At 73.7% G+C, this 14,838-nt stretch carries 12 protein-coding genes; 6 read left to right on the plus strand and 6 right to left on the minus strand.

The window, feature by feature from the left end; genetic code table 11:
- The first annotated feature begins 118 nt into the window (after window positions 1–118).
- Entirely contained in the window at window positions 119–2,047 is a 1,929-nt protein-coding gene (locus tag ATL51_RS10720) for a sensor domain-containing diguanylate cyclase (protein WP_100878536.1), read from the plus strand.
- A gap of 201 nt (window positions 2,048–2,248) precedes the next feature.
- On the opposite strand, the gene ilvC is transcribed toward ATL51_RS10720, so the two are convergent.
- The 3 genes from ilvC to ATL51_RS10735 are packed head-to-tail and all read right to left on the minus strand — an operon-like array spanning window position 2,249 to window position 5,600.
- Window positions 2,249–3,253 (minus strand): ketol-acid reductoisomerase, encoded by a 1,005-nt coding sequence (gene ilvC, locus ATL51_RS10725; RefSeq protein ID WP_062397153.1) that lies wholly within the window; start codon window positions 3,251–3,253, stop codon window positions 2,249–2,251.
- A 44-nt stretch (window positions 3,254–3,297) separates the two neighbouring features.
- Window positions 3,298–3,807: an acetolactate synthase small subunit gene (gene ilvN / locus ATL51_RS10730; RefSeq protein ID WP_062397155.1), complete on the minus strand. Its 510-nt coding sequence runs from the start codon at window positions 3,805–3,807 to the stop codon at window positions 3,298–3,300.
- Window positions 3,804–5,600 (minus strand): acetolactate synthase large subunit, encoded by a 1,797-nt coding sequence (locus ATL51_RS10735; protein WP_455342415.1) that lies wholly within the window; start codon window positions 5,598–5,600, stop codon window positions 3,804–3,806. Before ATL51_RS10735 ends, ilvN begins: the two co-directional genes overlap by 4 nt.
- 426 nt (window positions 5,601–6,026) lie before the next feature.
- Between ATL51_RS10735 and ATL51_RS10740 the strand changes: the two genes are divergently transcribed.
- The 4 genes from ATL51_RS10740 to ATL51_RS10755 all read left to right on the plus strand — a co-directional run bounded on the left by ATL51_RS10740 (window position 6,027) and on the right by ATL51_RS10755 (window position 11,201).
- Window positions 6,027–6,572, plus strand: a complete 546-nt coding sequence (locus ATL51_RS10740) for a PH domain-containing protein (protein WP_157818314.1) — start codon at window positions 6,027–6,029, stop codon at window positions 6,570–6,572.
- A 169-nt stretch (window positions 6,573–6,741) separates the two neighbouring features.
- Window positions 6,742–8,583, plus strand: a complete 1,842-nt coding sequence (ilvD, locus tag ATL51_RS10745; RefSeq protein WP_100878539.1) for a dihydroxy-acid dehydratase — start codon at window positions 6,742–6,744, stop codon at window positions 8,581–8,583.
- Window positions 8,584–8,653: 70 nt separating this feature from the next.
- Window positions 8,654–9,652 carry an aldo/keto reductase gene (locus ATL51_RS10750; protein ID WP_100878540.1) on the plus strand — a complete coding sequence of 333 codons (999 nt, stop codon included), beginning with the start codon at window positions 8,654–8,656 and terminating at the stop codon, window positions 9,650–9,652.
- A gap of 166 nt (window positions 9,653–9,818) precedes the next feature.
- The gene (locus tag ATL51_RS10755) at window positions 9,819–11,201 is read left to right on the plus strand and encodes an NAD-dependent succinate-semialdehyde dehydrogenase (RefSeq protein ID WP_100878541.1); all 1,383 of its coding nucleotides are present in this window, start codon (window positions 9,819–9,821) and stop codon (window positions 11,199–11,201) included.
- A gap of 20 nt (window positions 11,202–11,221) precedes the next feature.
- On the opposite strand, the gene ATL51_RS10760 is transcribed toward ATL51_RS10755, so the two are convergent.
- From ATL51_RS10760 to ATL51_RS10770, 3 genes are read right to left on the minus strand one after another with little or no spacing between them, the layout of a single operon-like run.
- Window positions 11,222–12,124: a phosphotransferase gene (locus ATL51_RS10760; protein WP_157818315.1), complete on the minus strand. Its 903-nt coding sequence runs from the start codon at window positions 12,122–12,124 to the stop codon at window positions 11,222–11,224.
- Window positions 12,121–12,723 carry a DoxX family membrane protein gene (locus tag ATL51_RS10765; RefSeq protein ID WP_100878543.1) on the minus strand — a complete coding sequence of 201 codons (603 nt, stop codon included), beginning with the start codon at window positions 12,721–12,723 and terminating at the stop codon, window positions 12,121–12,123. The genes ATL51_RS10760 and ATL51_RS10765 overlap by 4 nt, the downstream gene beginning before the upstream one ends.
- A 25-nt stretch (window positions 12,724–12,748) precedes the next feature.
- A complete protein-coding gene (locus ATL51_RS10770; RefSeq protein ID WP_073578438.1) occupies window positions 12,749–13,669 on the minus strand; it encodes a 2-hydroxyacid dehydrogenase in 921 nt (306 codons plus the stop codon).
- A 55-nt stretch (window positions 13,670–13,724) separates the two neighbouring features.
- On the opposite strand from ATL51_RS10770, the gene ATL51_RS10775 reads away from it, so the two are divergent.
- The gene (locus ATL51_RS10775; RefSeq protein WP_253067385.1) at window positions 13,725–14,822 is read left to right on the plus strand and encodes a glucose dehydrogenase; all 1,098 of its coding nucleotides are present in this window, start codon (window positions 13,725–13,727) and stop codon (window positions 14,820–14,822) included.
- Window positions 14,823–14,838 lie beyond the last annotated feature (16 nt).

The raw sequence follows: 14,838 nt of genomic DNA on the forward strand, positions 1-14,838 counted from the left end.
TACTGGGTGTCGGGCTCGGGCCCATCCTAAGGCCGACCGCGCCGGCGACATCCGGGTCGAACGGGCGAGGCACGACCCGACCCCGGCGCCCCTATGGGGGGTCGGGGAGGATCGCCCGATGCGTGACGCCCCGGGGACGTCCGGCGGGGGCTGCGCCCCGCCCGCCACCGAGGGCGGGACCCTCACGAGGACGGCGGGCTCACCCTGGGCCGCCCCCCTCCCGTTGCTGTTCGCGGTCGCCGCGCACGCCGCGCTGATCGCCCTGACCAACGTCTCGGCCGAGTACCTGCCCGGAGCGCGCGTCCCGGTGGTGTGGATGGCCAACGGTCTGCAGCTCGGTCTGCTGCTGGTCGTCCCGGCAGGCCTGCGGCTGCGCTACGGCGTCGGCTTCCTCCTGGGCGGGATGGTGGTCGGCGCGCTCAGCGGGACGTCCCTGCTGCTCGGGGTCGGGTCACCGCTGGTCAACGCCGCCGAGGTGGCGCTCGCCGTGTGGCTGCTCGGTGCGCGTCGGGCGTGGATCGACGGGCACAGCGAGCACCCGCGGGACTGGCTGCGGTTCGTCGCGGTCGTGGTGGCGGCGCCGGCGCTGGGCGCCATGCTGGGCGCCCCGCTCGTGCAAGCCTCCTTCGCGGGCACGATCGCCCCCGATCTACTGCTGGACACCGCCCGCATCTGGTACGTCAACGACGCGGTGGCGCTCTGGCTGGTCACCCCAGCCGTCCTGCGGCTGCGTCCCGGTCTGCGGTGCGGGGCACAGGGCAACCCGGTGCGCCCCGCGACGATGCTGCCTGCCCTGGCCCTGGGCACGGCCGTGAGCACGGTCGTCCTGGTGCAGCCGGATCCCCTCCTGCTCGGCCTGCTGCCCGCAGTGCTGCTGATCCTGCTCATCCGCCACGGGGTGTCCGGGACCGTTGCCGGGGTCACCGTCGTGACGCTGCTCGCCCTGACCCTCACCCGGCTCGGGGTCGGCCCGTTCCTCGCCACGGCCCGCGACGAGCCCCCGGCCGGTGGCGACCTCGCCGCCGCGCAGCTGTCCGCGCAGCTGTTCCTGACGATCGCGATGCTCACCGTCCTGCTGGTGGCCGCGCTGCAGTCGGACCGGACCCGGCTCGGCGGTCAGCGCGCCGCCTGGGAGGGGGTCTACCGGATGATGGCCGACGACTCTCCTGAGCTGATCGTGGTGACCGGCCCCGCGGGCGAGATCGTGTATGTGTCCCCCGCCGCCCGCACCGGTTCCGCACACGGCGGGCCCCGCGGCTACTGGGGCACCGAGGAGGTGCACCCGGACGACCGCCCTGCGATCTCCGAGGCGCTGGCCGCGCTCCGCTCGGGGACGGGCGAGGCCCGCTGCACCTGGCGGGCCCGGACCGACGACGGCGGCGGCGTGCGCTGGTTCGAGACCCGGGCGCGGTCCACCTCCGCGGTAGCGGATCCGCGCGACGGGCTGACCGTGCTCGTCTCCCGCGACGTCACCGCGTTCATGCGGCGGCAGGAGGCGTTGGAACAGAGCAACGCCACGCTGCTCGGCCAGGCCACCACCGACCCGCTGACCGGGCTGGCCAACCGGCGCCGGCTCGAGCACGAGACCCGTGCGGCCTGGGCACGGTCGGCCCGCGAAGGTCTGCTGGCCGTCCTGATGGTCGACGTGGACCACTTCAAGGCCTACAACGACACGCTCGGCCACCAGGCGGGCGACGAGTGCCTCGTGCGGGTGGCCGGGCTGATCGCCGGCGTCGCGCGCGGCCACGGCGGGATGGTGGCGCGCTTCGGCGGCGAGGAGTTCGTCGTCCTGCTCGGCTCCAGCAACGGGACGGCGGCCCGGGCGGTCGGCGACACGATCCGGACCGAGGTCTGCTCCGCCACCCTGCCACATCCGGGCAGCCCGCTCGGCACCGTGACGGTCAGTGTCGGGGTCGCCGTGGGTCGACCGCCCGACGTCGCGACGACGCAGACCCTGTTCGCGGAGGCGGACGCGGCGCTCTACCGGGCCAAGCAGCGTGGCCGGGACCGCGTCGAAGGCCCGGAGCCGCGGCGCACCCGGCCCTGACCGTACGGCACCGACCGACCGGCCCCGCACACGCAAAACCCCCGCCCGATGGTGACGGGCGGGGGCTCCACGATGCCTGCTCCGGGTGGGTGCGCTCGGCAGCCAGGCGGGCACGGACCGACTGGGTCCGTGGGTTCTCAGTCTGCCGGACGGGTCCGGCGGTCGATCACGCGGTGTGCGCCTCGCAGATCGCCGGGACGTTCACTTGGCCTTCTCGCCGACCCAGCTCATCAGGCCGCGGAGCTTCTCGCCGACCTGCTCGATCGGGTGCTCGGCGCCCTGCTGCTGCAGCTTGGTGTAGTTGCCGCGGCCCGCCTCGTCCTCGGCCACCCACTCGCGGGCGAAGGTGCCGTCCTGGATCTCGCCCAGGATCTTCTGCATCTCGGCCTTGACCGCGGGCGTGATGACGCGCGGGCCGCGGGTGAGGTCGCCGTACTCGGCGGTGTCGGAGATGGAGAAGCGCTCGTTGGCGATGCCGCCCTCGTACATGAGGTCGACGATCAGCTTGAGCTCGTGCAGGCACTCGAAGTAGGCGATCTCCGGGGCGTAGCCCGCCTCGGTCAGCACCTCGAAGCCGGTCTGGACCAGCGCGGCGGCACCGCCGCAGAGGACGGCCTGCTCACCGAACAGGTCGGTCTCGGTCTCCTCCTTGAAGGTGGTCTCGATGACGCCCGCGCGGGCGCCGCCGATCCCGGCCGCGTAGGAGAGCGCGAGCGCCTTGGCGTTGCCCGAGGCGTCCTGCTCGACGGCGATCAGGGCGGGGACGCCCTTCCCGTCGACGAACTGGCGGCGGACCAGGTGGCCCGGGCCCTTCGGCGCGACCATGGCCACGTCGACGTTCGCCGGGGGCTTGATCAGCTCGTAGCGGATGTTGAAGCCGTGGCCGAAGAACAGCGCGTCGCCGTCCTTGAGGTTCGGCTCGATGTCCTGGGTGTAGATGAAGCGCTGCTTGGTGTCGGGCGCCAGGACCATGATCACGTCGGCCCAGGCGGAGACCTCGGCCGGCGTGCCGACCTCGAGGCCCTCGTCGGCGGCCTTCTGCCGGGACTTGGAGCCCTCGGGCAGACCGATCTTCACCTCGACCCCGGAGTCACGCAGGGACAGCGAGTGCGCGTGCCCCTGGGAGCCGTAGCCGATCACGGCGACCTTGCGGCCCTGGATGATCGACAGGTCGGCGTCGGCGTCGTAGTAGATGTTGACACTCATGGCTCTGGGACGGTTCCTCTCGGAGGTTGTGTAGCGACGACTGTCTAGCGGACGGCCGCGGCGGTGATGGACCGGGGGCCGCGGCCGACGGCCACCATCCCGGACTTCACCATCTCGCGGATCCCGTAGGGCTCCAGCATGCGCAGGAGCGCGTTGAGCTTGTCGGCCGACCCGGTGGCCTCGACCGTGACCGCCTCCGGGGAGACGTCGACGACCTTGGCGCGGAACAGCTGCACGGTCTCGACGACCTGGCTGCGCACCGTGGCGTCGGCCCGGACCTTGACCAGCAACAGCTCGCGCTGCACCGAGGCGTCCGGCTCCAGCTCGACGATCTTGATGACGTGCACCAGCTTGTTGAGCTGCTTGGTGACCTGCTCCATCGGGAGCTCGTCCACCTCGACGACGATCGTCATCCGGGAGACGTCGGGGTGCTCGGTCGGGCCGACCGCGAGCGAGTTGATGTTGAACCCGCGCCGCGAGAACAACCCGGAGACCCGGGCCAGGACACCCGGCTTGTCCTCGACCAGGACCGAGAGGGTGTGGAGCTCGCTCACTTCTCGCCCTCCAGGGCCTGCTCGGTGACGTCGGCGACCGCATCGACCGACGCGGCCAGCTCGTCGTGCTCGAACTCCGGCCGGATGTCGCGCCGGACGTTGATCTCGTCGTTGCTCGTGCCCGCGGCGACCATGGGCCACACCTGGGCGTCGGCACCGACGACGAACTCCACGACGACCGGCCGGTCGTTGATCTCCATGGCCTGGTGGATGACCCGGTCGACGTCCTCCTTGGACTCGACCCGCAGCCCCTCGCAGCCCATCGCCTGCGCGAGCATCGGGAAGTCCGGGATGCGCAGCTTGTGGGTGTTGAGGTCGGTGTTGGAGTACCGCTCGCCGTAGAACAGGTTCTGCCACTGGCGGACCATGCCGAGGTTGCCGTTGTTGATGACGGCGACCTTGATCGGGATACCCTCGATCGCGCAGGTGGCGAGCTCCTGGTTGGTCATCTGGAAGCAGCCGTCGCCGTCGATGCACCAGACGACGGCATCCGGCTCGCCGACCTTGGCGCCCATCGCGGCCGGGACCGCGTAGCCCATGGTCCCGAGCCCGCCGGAGTTCAGCCAGGTCCGCGGCTTCTCGTACTTGACGAACTGCGCGGCCCACATCTGGTGCTGGCCGACGCCCGCGGTGTAGATCGCGTCCGGCCCTGCGATCGCGCCGATCCGCTCGATCACGTACTGCGGCGAGAGCGCCCCGTCGGTCGGCTCGTCGTAGCCGAGCGGGTAGCGGTCGCGCAGGCCGCCGACCTGCTTCCACCAGGACGACAGGTCCGGCTCACCGTGCTCGGCGCGGTCCGCACGGATGGCCTCGACCAGGTCGGCCAGGACCTCCTTGCAGTCCCCGACGATCGGCACGTCGGCGCGCCGGTTCTTGGAGATCTCGGCCGGGTCGATGTCGGCGTGGATGATCTTCGCCCCGGGGGCGAAGCTCGCCAGCTTGCCGGTGACCCGGTCGTCGAACCGGGAGCCGAGTGCGACGAGCAGGTCGGACCGCTGCATCGCCGCGACCGCGGCGACGGTGCCGTGCATCCCGGGCATGCCCAGGTGCAGCGGGTGGCTGTCGGGGAACACACCGCGCGCCATCAGGGTGGTGACGACGGGCGCCCCGGTCAGCTCGGCCAGCTCCCTGAGCTCCTCGGCGGCCTCGGCCTTGAGGACACCGCCGCCGACGTAGAGCACCGGCTTGGCCGACTCGCGGATGAGCCGGGCGGCCTCGCGGATCTGCTTGCCGTGCGGCCGGGTCGTCGGCCGGTAGCCGGGCAGCTGCAGCTCCGGGGGCCAGGAGAACGTGGTCTGCTCCTGCAGCACGTCCTTCGGGATGTCCACCAGGACCGGGCCGGGCCGGCCGGTGGACGCCAGGTGGAAGGCCTCGGCGATCGCGCGCGGGATCTCCGTCGCGTCGGTCACCAGCATGTTGTGCTTGGTCACCGGCATGGTGATGCCGGTGATGTCGGCCTCCTGGAAGGCGTCGGTGCCGATCAGCGGCCGGGTCTGCTGACCCGTGATGGCCACCAGCGGCACCGAGTCCATGTGGGCGTCCGCGATCGGGGTGACCAGGTTCGTGGCCCCCGGCCCGGACGTCGCCATGCAGACCCCGACCCTGCCGGTGGCCTGCGCGTAGCCGGTCGCCGCGTGTCCGGCGCCCTGCTCGTGGCGGACGAGGATGTGGCGCACCTTCGTCGAGTCCAGGAGCGGGTCGTAGGCGGGCAGGATCGTCCCGCCGGGCAGCCCGAAGACGACCTCGCAGCCGATCTCCTCGAGCGAACGCACCAGGGACTGGGCGCCGGTCATGGGCTCGTCCACGATGCGCGGACCGGGCACGGTGGTCTCACCGGGTGCCGGGGCCGCACTGCGGGACGTGCCGGAGGCCGCGGACCGGCCGGGCGGCGGGCCCGGCTTCGGGCCGGACGAGCCGGGCTTGGCGGGGACGGTGGTCATCTGGGTCTGCCTCGCTGGAGATCGTGTCGATCAGATGCCGGACATGGGCTGAGCTCGGAGCTGGACATGAAAAAACCCCCGCCGCCCGGTGCTCCGGGCGCTGCGAGGGTGAGCGCGTCGTCGTTCGAGAAGGTCGAACTCAGGCGACGACGCGCCCAAGAAGTACGAGAATTCGAACGGCGAACATGCATCGACGCTAGCACGCGTCCCACGGACGGAGTCAAACGACCCACCCGTCCGGGCCGTGGGGTCACGGTCCGGATTTGTCACACTGGGGTCGTGAGCAGCACCGACGACCGCGCCGTCCCCGCCGACCCCACCTCTGCCGAGCCGCAGTCGGCCCCGGGGGCGTCCCAGCAGGTGGACGGCGAGCTGGCGTGGACCCCCCGGGTCCGCGACGAGGGCCGCAAGCTCCGCGTGGGCTCGCGCGCGCTGGTGTTCACGCCGAGCCGGCTGACCATCTTCGCCATCCTGGTCGCGGTCGTCGGGTCGACGCCGCTGGTGTTCAGCCTGCCGTGGTTCTGGGTCGTGCTGGTGGCCCCGGTCGCGGCGATCGCCTGGATCCTGCGGGTCCGCACCACCGTGGACCCGGACACGCTGACCGTCCGCAGCGCGTTCTCCTCCCGCACCGTGGACTGGGCCGACGTGCGCGGTCTGCGGATCGGCTCGCGCTCGCGGGTCAGCGCGGTGCTGGGCGAGGACGACGACCTCGTCCTGCCCGCGGTGCACGCGCGCGACCTGCCCGCGCTCTCGGTCGCCAGCGGCGGCCGGTTCGCCGACCCGGCCGCGGTGACCGACCCGGAGGACCCGGCCGAGGGTCACTGACGCCCGTCGCGGGGCGTACGGTTGCGGGCGATCGGCCCGCCGGCCGGCGGGACGCGACCCGCCCCGCCGCCGTCGCGCCGCACCCCCCGGCGGCTCGTGCCCACGCTTCGCGACGCGCCCACCGGGGTCCCTCAGGAACCACCACGGAAGACCCGGCTGGAGAAGACCGATGCCCGCCCTGCGTTCCCGCGTCACCACCCACGGCCGCAACGCCGCCGGAGCGCGTTCGCTCTGGCGCGCTACCGGCATGGGCGACGACGACTTCGGCAAGCCGATCGTCGCGATCGCCAACTCCTACACCCAGTTCGTCCCCGGCCACGTGCACCTCAAGGACATGGGTGACCTCGTCGCGGGCGCGATCAAGGAGGCGGGCGGGGTCGCCAAGGAGTTCAACACGATCGCCGTCGACGACGGCATCGCGATGGGCCACGGCGGGATGCTCTACTCGCTGCCCAGCCGCGAGATTATCGCCGACTCGGTCGAGTACATGGTCAACGGCCACGCGGCCGACGCCCTGGTCTGCATCTCCAACTGCGACAAGATCACCCCGGGCATGCTGAACGCCGCGATGCGGCTCAACATCCCGACCGTGTTCGTCTCCGGCGGGCCGATGGAGGCCGGCAAGGCGGTCGTCGTCGGCGGGGTCGCGCAGGCACCCACCGACCTGATCACCGCGATCTCGGCGTCGGCGTCGTCCGAGGTGGACGACGCGGGGCTCGCCGAGGTCGAGCGTTCGGCCTGCCCGACCTGCGGGTCGTGCTCCGGGATGTTCACCGCGAACTCGATGAACTGCCTCACCGAGGCGCTCGGGCTGTCCCTGCCGGGCAACGGCTCCACCCTGGCCACGCACGCCGCGCGCCGCGAGCTGTTCCTGAACGCCGGGCGCACCGTGATGGACCTGGCCACCCGCTGGTACCGCGACGACGACGCGTCCGCGCTGCCCCGCAACATCGCCACCCGCGAGGCGTTCGAGAACGCGATGGCGCTCGACGTCGCGATGGGCGGTTCCACCAACACGGTGCTGCACATCCTGGCCGCGGCCCAGGAGGGCGAGATCGACTTCGACCTCGCCGCGATCGACGCGGTCTCCCGGCGGGTGCCGTGCCTGAGCAAGGTCGCGCCGAACTCGGACTACCACATGGAGGACGTCCACCGGGCCGGTGGCATCCCCGCTCTGCTGGGCGAGCTGTGGCGGGCCGGGCTGCTCAACACCGGGGTGCACACGGTGCACTCGCCGTCGCTGGAGCAGTGGCTCACCGAGTGGGACATCCGCTCCGGGGCACCGTCGGAGACCGCGGTCGAGCTCTACCACGCCGCGCCGGGCGGGGTCCGGACCACGCAGGCGTTCTCGACGGAGAACCGCTGGTCGAGCCTGGACACCGACGCCGCAGGCGGCTGCATCCGCGACCTGGAGCACGCCTACTCCTCCGACGGCGGCCTGGCCGTGCTGCGCGGCAACCTCTCGATCGACGGCGCCGTGATCAAGACCGCGGGCATCCCGGAGGACATCTGGGAGTTCGAGGGCCCGGCCGTCGTGCTGGAGAGCCAGGAGGACGCCGTCTCGGCGATCCTCAAGAAGGAGATCAAGCCCGGCGACGTGCTGGTCATCCGCTACGAGGGCCCCTCGGGCGGGCCGGGCATGCAGGAGATGCTGCACCCGACGGCGTTCCTCAAGGGCGCCGGGCTGGGCAAGGTCTGCGCCCTGATCACCGACGGCCGCTTCTCCGGTGGCTCGTCGGGCATCTCGGTCGGCCACATCTCCCCCGAGGCGGCCGCCGGCGGCACGATCGGCCTGGTAGAGAACGGCGACCGGATCCGGCTCGACGTCCGCGCCCGGTCGCTGGAGCTGCTCGTCGACGCCGAGACGCTCGCCGACCGGCGTGCCAAGATGGAGTCCTCGGAGCGGCCGTGGCAGCCGGTCGACCGGCAGCGCGTCGTGTCGAAGGCGCTGCGCGCCTACGCCCACCTGGCGACCAGCGCCGACACCGGGGCGGTCCGCCGCATCCCCTGACCCCGGCACGCACGACGGCCCCGGTCCGCTCTCCTGCGGACCGGGGCCGTTCGCGTCTAGGTTGGTTGTCATGGCTACCGGAACCGGCCTCGGAACCCGTCGACTCGGCGATCTCACCGTCTCCGCCCAGGGCCTGGGCTGTATGGGCATGAGCCAGGCCTACGGCGACACCTCCGACCGCGCCGAGTCGATCGCGACCATCCACCGCGCCCTCGACTTGGGCGTCACCCTGCTCGACACAGCGAACGTCTACGGCGACGGCGCCAACGAGGAGCTCGTGGGCGCCGCGATCGCCGACCGCCGCGACCGCGTGGTCCTGGCGACGAAGTTCGGCATCGTGCGCGACGCGCAGGGCAACCAGGGCGCGCAGGGCGACCCGGCCTACGTGCGGCGGTGCGCCGAGGAGTCGCTGCGGCGCCTGGGCGTCGACCACATCGACCTCTACTACCAGCACCGCGTCGACCCGGACACGCCGATCGAGGAGACCGTCGGCGCGCTCGCCGGGCTGATCGAGGAGGGGAAGATCCGCCACTACGGGCTCTCCGAGTGCGGCGCGGACACCGTCCGCCGCGCCCACGCCGTGCACCCGCCCGCCGCGGTGCAGTCGGAGTGGTCGCTGTGGACACGCGACATCGAGGAGTCGGTCGCTCCGACGTGCGCCGAGCTGGGCGTCGGCGTCGTGCCGTTCTCCCCGCTCGGGCGCGGCTTCCTGACCGGCGCGATCACCTCGACCGGGCAGCTCGGCGAGGGCGACATGCGCCGCGGCCTGCCCCGCTTCTCCGACGAGAACATGGCCGCGAACCTGGCCATCGTCGAGGCGCTGACCGCCATCGCGCAGCGCCGCGGGGTCACCGCCGGGCAGCTCGCGCTGGCCTGGGTGCAGAGCCGCGGGGAGCACGTCGTACCGATCCCGGGGACCAAGCGGCGGACCTACCTGGAGCAGAACGTCGAGGCCGCCGCGCTGGAGCTGTCGGCGGACGAGCTGGCCGAGATCGAGGCGGCCGCACCGGCGTCCGCGGTGGCCGGGGAGCGCTACCCGGCGCACCTGCAGCGCAACGTCGGCCGCTGAGCAGGGCTCCCGGCCGCCGTCTCAGCCGGAGGCGGCGGCCACGGCGCGGCGGTGCCCCGCGGCCGGCGTGGGGTGACGAGGCGGACCCGATGTTTGCCGGTCCCCCCGCGACGGACATCCGTCGGGCAGGAGCGCGACCCGCGCCACCCCGCGACGGAAGGACACCATGACCGCCTACGTGACCACGAACCCCGCCACCGGGAAGACCGAGAAGACGTTCCCCGAGCTCGACGACGCGGCGGTCTCCGACGTCCTGGGCCGCGTCACGGACGCCTACCCCGGGTGGCGCGCGACCCCGGCCGCCGACCGGGCACAGATCCTGGTCCGGGTGGCCGAGGCCTACGAGGCCCGCAGCGACGAGCTGGCCGCGTTGATCGCGACCGAGATGGGCAAGCCCGTCAAGGAGGCCGCGGGCGAGGTCGCACTGGCCGCGTCGATCTACCGCTGGTACGCCGAGCACGGCCCGGACCTGCTGACCCGGGAGACCCTGGACCCGCAGGGCGCGCAGGAGTCGGTGGTGCAGACCGAGCCGATCGGACCGCTGGTCGGGGTCATGCCGTGGAACTTCCCGTACTACCAGGTGGCGCGGTTCGTCGCGCCGAACCTGGTCGTCGGGAACACGATCGTCCTCAAGCACGCCCCGATCTGTGCCGCCTCGGCCGAGGTGATGGACGAGATCTTCCACACCGCGGGTGTCCCCGACGACGTCTACGTCAACGTCTACGCGACCAACGAGCAGATCGCCGACATGATCGCCGACCCGCGGATCCAGGGGATCTCGCTGACCGGCAGCGAGCGGGCCGGTGCCTCGGTCGCCGAGACGGCGGGGCGCAACCTGAAGAAGGCCGTCCTGGAGCTGGGCGGGTCGGACGCGTTCATCGTCCTCGACGACGCCGACGTCGCCCGCACCGCGAAGGTCGCCGCCCGGGCCCGCCTGATGAACGGCGGTCAGGCCTGCAACTCCCCGAAGCGGATGATCGTGCCGACCGACAAGGTCGAGGAGTTCGTGTCGGTGCTGGTCTCGACGTTCGAGGCCACCGAGCACGGCGACCCGACCGACTCCGGCACCCGGCTCGGCCCGCTGTCCTCGGTCGCGGCGCGCGACGGCGTCGCCGAGCAGGTGCGCCGCGCCGTCGAGCAGGGCGCCACCCTGCACACCGGCGGCGAGGTACCCGACGGCGACGGCGCGTTCCTCCGCCCGGCCGTACTGACCGGCGTCACGAAGGACATGGACGCCTACTCCGAGGAGATCTTCGGGCCGGTGGCCGTGGTGTACGGCGTCGACTCGGTCGACGAGGCGGTCACACTGGCCAACGACGTGAGCTACGGGCTCAGCGGGTCGGTGTGGAGCGGTGACATCGAGCGCGCGCAGGAGATCGCCGACCGGCTCGAGGTGGGCATGGCCTACGTCAACGAGCACGGCACGACGCTGCCCGGGCTGCCCTTCGGCGGGGTGAAGCGCTCCGGTTTCGGTCGCGAGCTGGGCCGCTGGGGCATGGGCGAGTTCGTCAACACCCGGCTGCGTCGCACGGCGAAGCCTCGGGGCTGACGCTCCGGTCCTCGCCGGGATCAGCCGCGGCGGGCCTCGGCGAGCAGGGCGCCCAGTTCGTCGAGGGCCGCGGCGGCCACCCGGACCATCGAGGTGACCCGGTCGGGGTCCTGGTGGTCGGCGGCGAACGGCAGGTACTGCACGTGCGCCGCCGCCCGCGCCCACGCCGTCTCCACCGCGACCATGGCGGGCGGGTCCGGCGCGCCGAGCGCGCTGTGCAGGGTCTCCCGGTAGACCGCGGGCACCGGCGCCGACGGCGCGTCGGCCGGGCCCCCTGCCGGAGGCGCGGCCAGCACCACGACGTCGAGCGACCCCACCGCGACGCGGGCGTTGCCCCAGTCCAGCAGTACCGCACCGGCCGGACCGGCGACGACGTTGCCGCGGTGGGCGTCGCCGTGGCACAGGGTGCGGGGCAGGGCGCGCAGCGCGGTGCGGGCGCGGTCGTCCCCGGCCCAGGCCACGACGGACGCGGCCGCGGTGTCGTGCCCGGCCGCCGTCAGCCGGTCCGCGGCGTGCCCGCACAGCCGCGCCCACCAGGCGTCGTCGACGACGGGGACGCCGCGCGGCCGGTTGCGCCGCCAGTGCGCGTGGACCAGCGCGAGGGTGCGCCACACGTCGTCGGGTACCGGGGCCCCGACCGGCAGCGGCGCGCCGGGCTCGTGGTCCAGCAGCACCCAGCCGTCGCCGGAGCCGAGCATCCGGGGCAGCCGGACGGGCCCGTTCACCACCGCGACCGCACGCAGCGCGGCCGTCTCCACCGCCCCGGTCCGCTTCAGGACGACCGCGGTGCCGTCGTCGAGGTCGATCCGCTCGGCCCCGCCGGAGGCGTACCCGCCGGTCAGCGGCGTGCGTGCCCGCACCGCGAGGTCGCGACGGCGGCGCCGGGCGAGCGGGCGCAGCCAGACGTCGTCGGCGGGGGTCACCGGCGCAGCACGAACAGGACCAGCAGCGCCACCGCGACCGCCACCAGCAGCGACAGCACCGACCACGGCAGCGGGCGTCGCTGATAGGTACGCCCGGCGTCGAGGGCGATCCGCCCGGCCCCGGCGAACACCAGCGCCGCGGCCCCGGCACCGAGCAGCAGGTCCAGCTCCAGGGAGCTCACGCCGTCCGAGGCGAACAGCGGCACCGACAGGGCCGGCACCAGCGCCACCACCACCGCCACGACCTTCGACGCGAGCAGACCCGCCGCGGCGAAGGGCGTCAGCAGCCCCAGCACGAGCAGCACGCCGAGGACCAGCTGGCCGACCGCGAGCACCCAGGCCAGCGGGCCGGCGAAGGACGTGAACCCGGCGTCGGCGAGCGCGGTCGCGCTGGCGTCGAGGCCGATCCCGCCCGCGACGCCGAACAGCGTGCGTGCCCCCGCCGCGGCGAAGGACGCCCCGACGACCAGCCGCAGCACGAGCAGCCCGATGTCGGAGGAGAGGTGGGCGGGGACCGGCATGCGCTCCGGGCGGGTCTTCTCCGCCGGTTCGTCGCCGGAGATGTTGCCCCAGTCGTACTGCTGCGTGGGCCCGCTCATGGTCGGCGACAGTACCGGCGCGCGCCTAGTAGGCGCCGGTCACGAGGTTCGGCGGCGCGTCACCGGCGGCGAACGCCGCGAGCTGCTCGGCCGCGACGCCGTAGGCGCGACGCATCGCCAGCGGCACGCTGCCGCCGACGTGCGGGGTGAGCAGCAGCCCGGGCGCCGACCACAGTGGGTGGCCCGCGGGGAGCGGCTCGGGGTCGGTGACGTCGACGGCGGCCCGGATCCGTCCCGAGGTCAGCTCCGCGACCAGCGCGTCGGTGTCCACGACCGGCCCGCGGGCGCCGTTGACGAGCAGCGATCCGTCGGGCATGGCGGCCAGGAAGCCGGCGTCGACCATGCCGCGGGTCTCGTCGGTGAGCGGGACGATCAGCACGGTCGCGTCGTGGTGCGGCAGCAGCGCGGGCAGCTCGTCCCAGCCGTGGACGCCGTCGCGGGCGGTGCGCCCGACCAGCGTGGTCTCCACCTCGAAGGGCTCCAGACGGGCCCGGGTCCTCTGCCCGACATCGCCCGCGCCGACGATGAGGATCTTCTTGCCGGCCAGCTCCTCGGTCTGGTGGTAGTCCCACTCGCCGCGGTCCTGGGCACGCACGAAGCGGTCCAGGTGCCGGTAGACGGCCAGCAGCACCGACACCACCCACTCGGCGGTGGCGCCGCCGTGCGCGCCGCGTCCGTCGGAGAGGCCGACGCCCTCCGGTAGCCGCCCGATCCACGTCTCGGCGCCCGCGGTGAGCAGCTGCACCAGCTCCAGGTTCGGGACCCGCTCGACGATCCCGACGGCGTCGGAGCCCGCCAGGAACGGCGCGACCAGCACGCGGGCGTGGGCGGCCTCGTCGGGCAGCGGCTTCTCCGGGTCGTAGACAACCGGGTCCAGTCCGTCCACACCGGACAGGATCTCGGCGCCGACGGTGTGCGGCACCAGGACGGTCACGGGGCTGCTCATGACGCCCGACCGTACTCACCGGGCACTCACCTCGCGGGGCCTAGCCTGGTTCCTCGTGACCGCCCGGCTGCTGCTGATCGTCGCGACGCTCGTCGTGCTGCTGGGCGGCTGCGCCACCTTCCCCGACGCGGGCTCCCGCGACTGGCGCCCGCAGGCCGAGGGAGAGGGCGAGCTCGGCGGGCCGCCGCAGATGGCGCCGGAGGAGCGGACACCGCCGCCGAGCGGGGCGCCGTCGCCGCAGCAGCAGGGGTCCGCGCCGGCGCCGCAGCCGTGCGTCGACCCGGACCCGCAGGTCGTCGCCGCATGTCTGGGCCCGGTCGGGGCGGTGGCGGTGCTCCCGCAGGGCGACCGCGCACTCGTCGCCGAGCGGCGGACCGGGCGGGTGCTCGAGGTCCGCCGCAACGCCACCCCGCAGCCGGTCGCGACCGTGCCGGTCGACCCGGCCGGCGGGCTGACCGGGCTGGTCCTGTCCCCCGGCTACGCCGAGGACCGCCTGCTCTACGCCCTCTCCGAGGGACGGGTCTGGCGGATCGCACCCGGTGAGGCGCCGAAGCCGGTGCTGGAGGGGTTGCCGCCGGGCGGGGCGCTGGCCGTCGACGCCGACGGCTCCTCGCTGCTCGTCGCCACGCCCGCCGGGGCGGGACCGCTCGCCGGGGCGGTGCTGCGGATCGACACCCTGGGCCGTCCGGCCCCGGGCAACCCCGACCGTGCCTCGCCGGTCCTGGCCCGCGGGCTCACCGCGCCGGGCGGGGTGTGCGTCGACCCCGCGGCGCGGACCACCTGGGTCACCGACCGCACCCCGGGCCGCGACGTCCTGCACCGCGTCACGCCGGGCACGCTCGGCGCGCCCGCCTGGACCTGGCCGGACCGCCCGGGCGTCGCCGGGTGCACGGTGCTGCCGGGCGCGGTCGTCGTCGCGCAGAGCACCGGCACAGCGCTGTTCGTGCTCAACCCGGGCGCCGAGGGCACCTTCACCGGCGACCCGAAGCCGGTCCTGGAGGGCACCTACGGCCGGATCGGCCCGGTCACCCTCGCCCCGGACGGCCTGCTGTGGCTGGGGACGGTCAACCGCGACGGCGGCGCCCCCGGCGCCACCGACGACCGGGTCGTACGCATCCAGCCGCCGACCGGCGGCGGCGCCAGCGCCATCTGACACCACCCGGTACCGA

The organism is Pseudonocardia alni, from assembly GCF_002813375.1.
Taxonomy (GTDB): Bacteria; Actinomycetota; Actinomycetes; order Mycobacteriales; family Pseudonocardiaceae; genus Pseudonocardia; species Pseudonocardia alni.

Coding starts and splice junctions, on each gene's coding strand:
- ATL51_RS10720 (WP_100878536.1), top strand. CDS start 119: ATGCGTGACGCCCCGGGGACGTCCGGCGGGGGCTGCGCCCCGCCCGCC.
- ATL51_RS10765 (WP_100878543.1), bottom strand. CDS start 12,723: ATGAGCGGGCCCACGCAGCAGTACGACTGGGGCAACATCTCCGGCGAC.
- ATL51_RS10770 (WP_073578438.1), bottom strand. CDS start 13,669: ATGAGCAGCCCCGTGACCGTCCTGGTGCCGCACACCGTCGGCGCCGAG.
- ATL51_RS10755 (WP_100878541.1), top strand. CDS start 9,819: ATGACCGCCTACGTGACCACGAACCCCGCCACCGGGAAGACCGAGAAG.
- ilvC (WP_062397153.1), bottom strand. CDS start 3,253: ATGAGTGTCAACATCTACTACGACGCCGACGCCGACCTGTCGATCATC.
- ATL51_RS10750 (WP_100878540.1), top strand. CDS start 8,654: ATGGCTACCGGAACCGGCCTCGGAACCCGTCGACTCGGCGATCTCACC.
- ATL51_RS10735 (WP_455342415.1), bottom strand. CDS start 5,600: ATGACCGGCGCCCAGTCCCTGGTGCGTTCGCTCGAGGAGATCGGCTGC.
- ilvD (WP_100878539.1), top strand. CDS start 6,742: ATGCCCGCCCTGCGTTCCCGCGTCACCACCCACGGCCGCAACGCCGCC.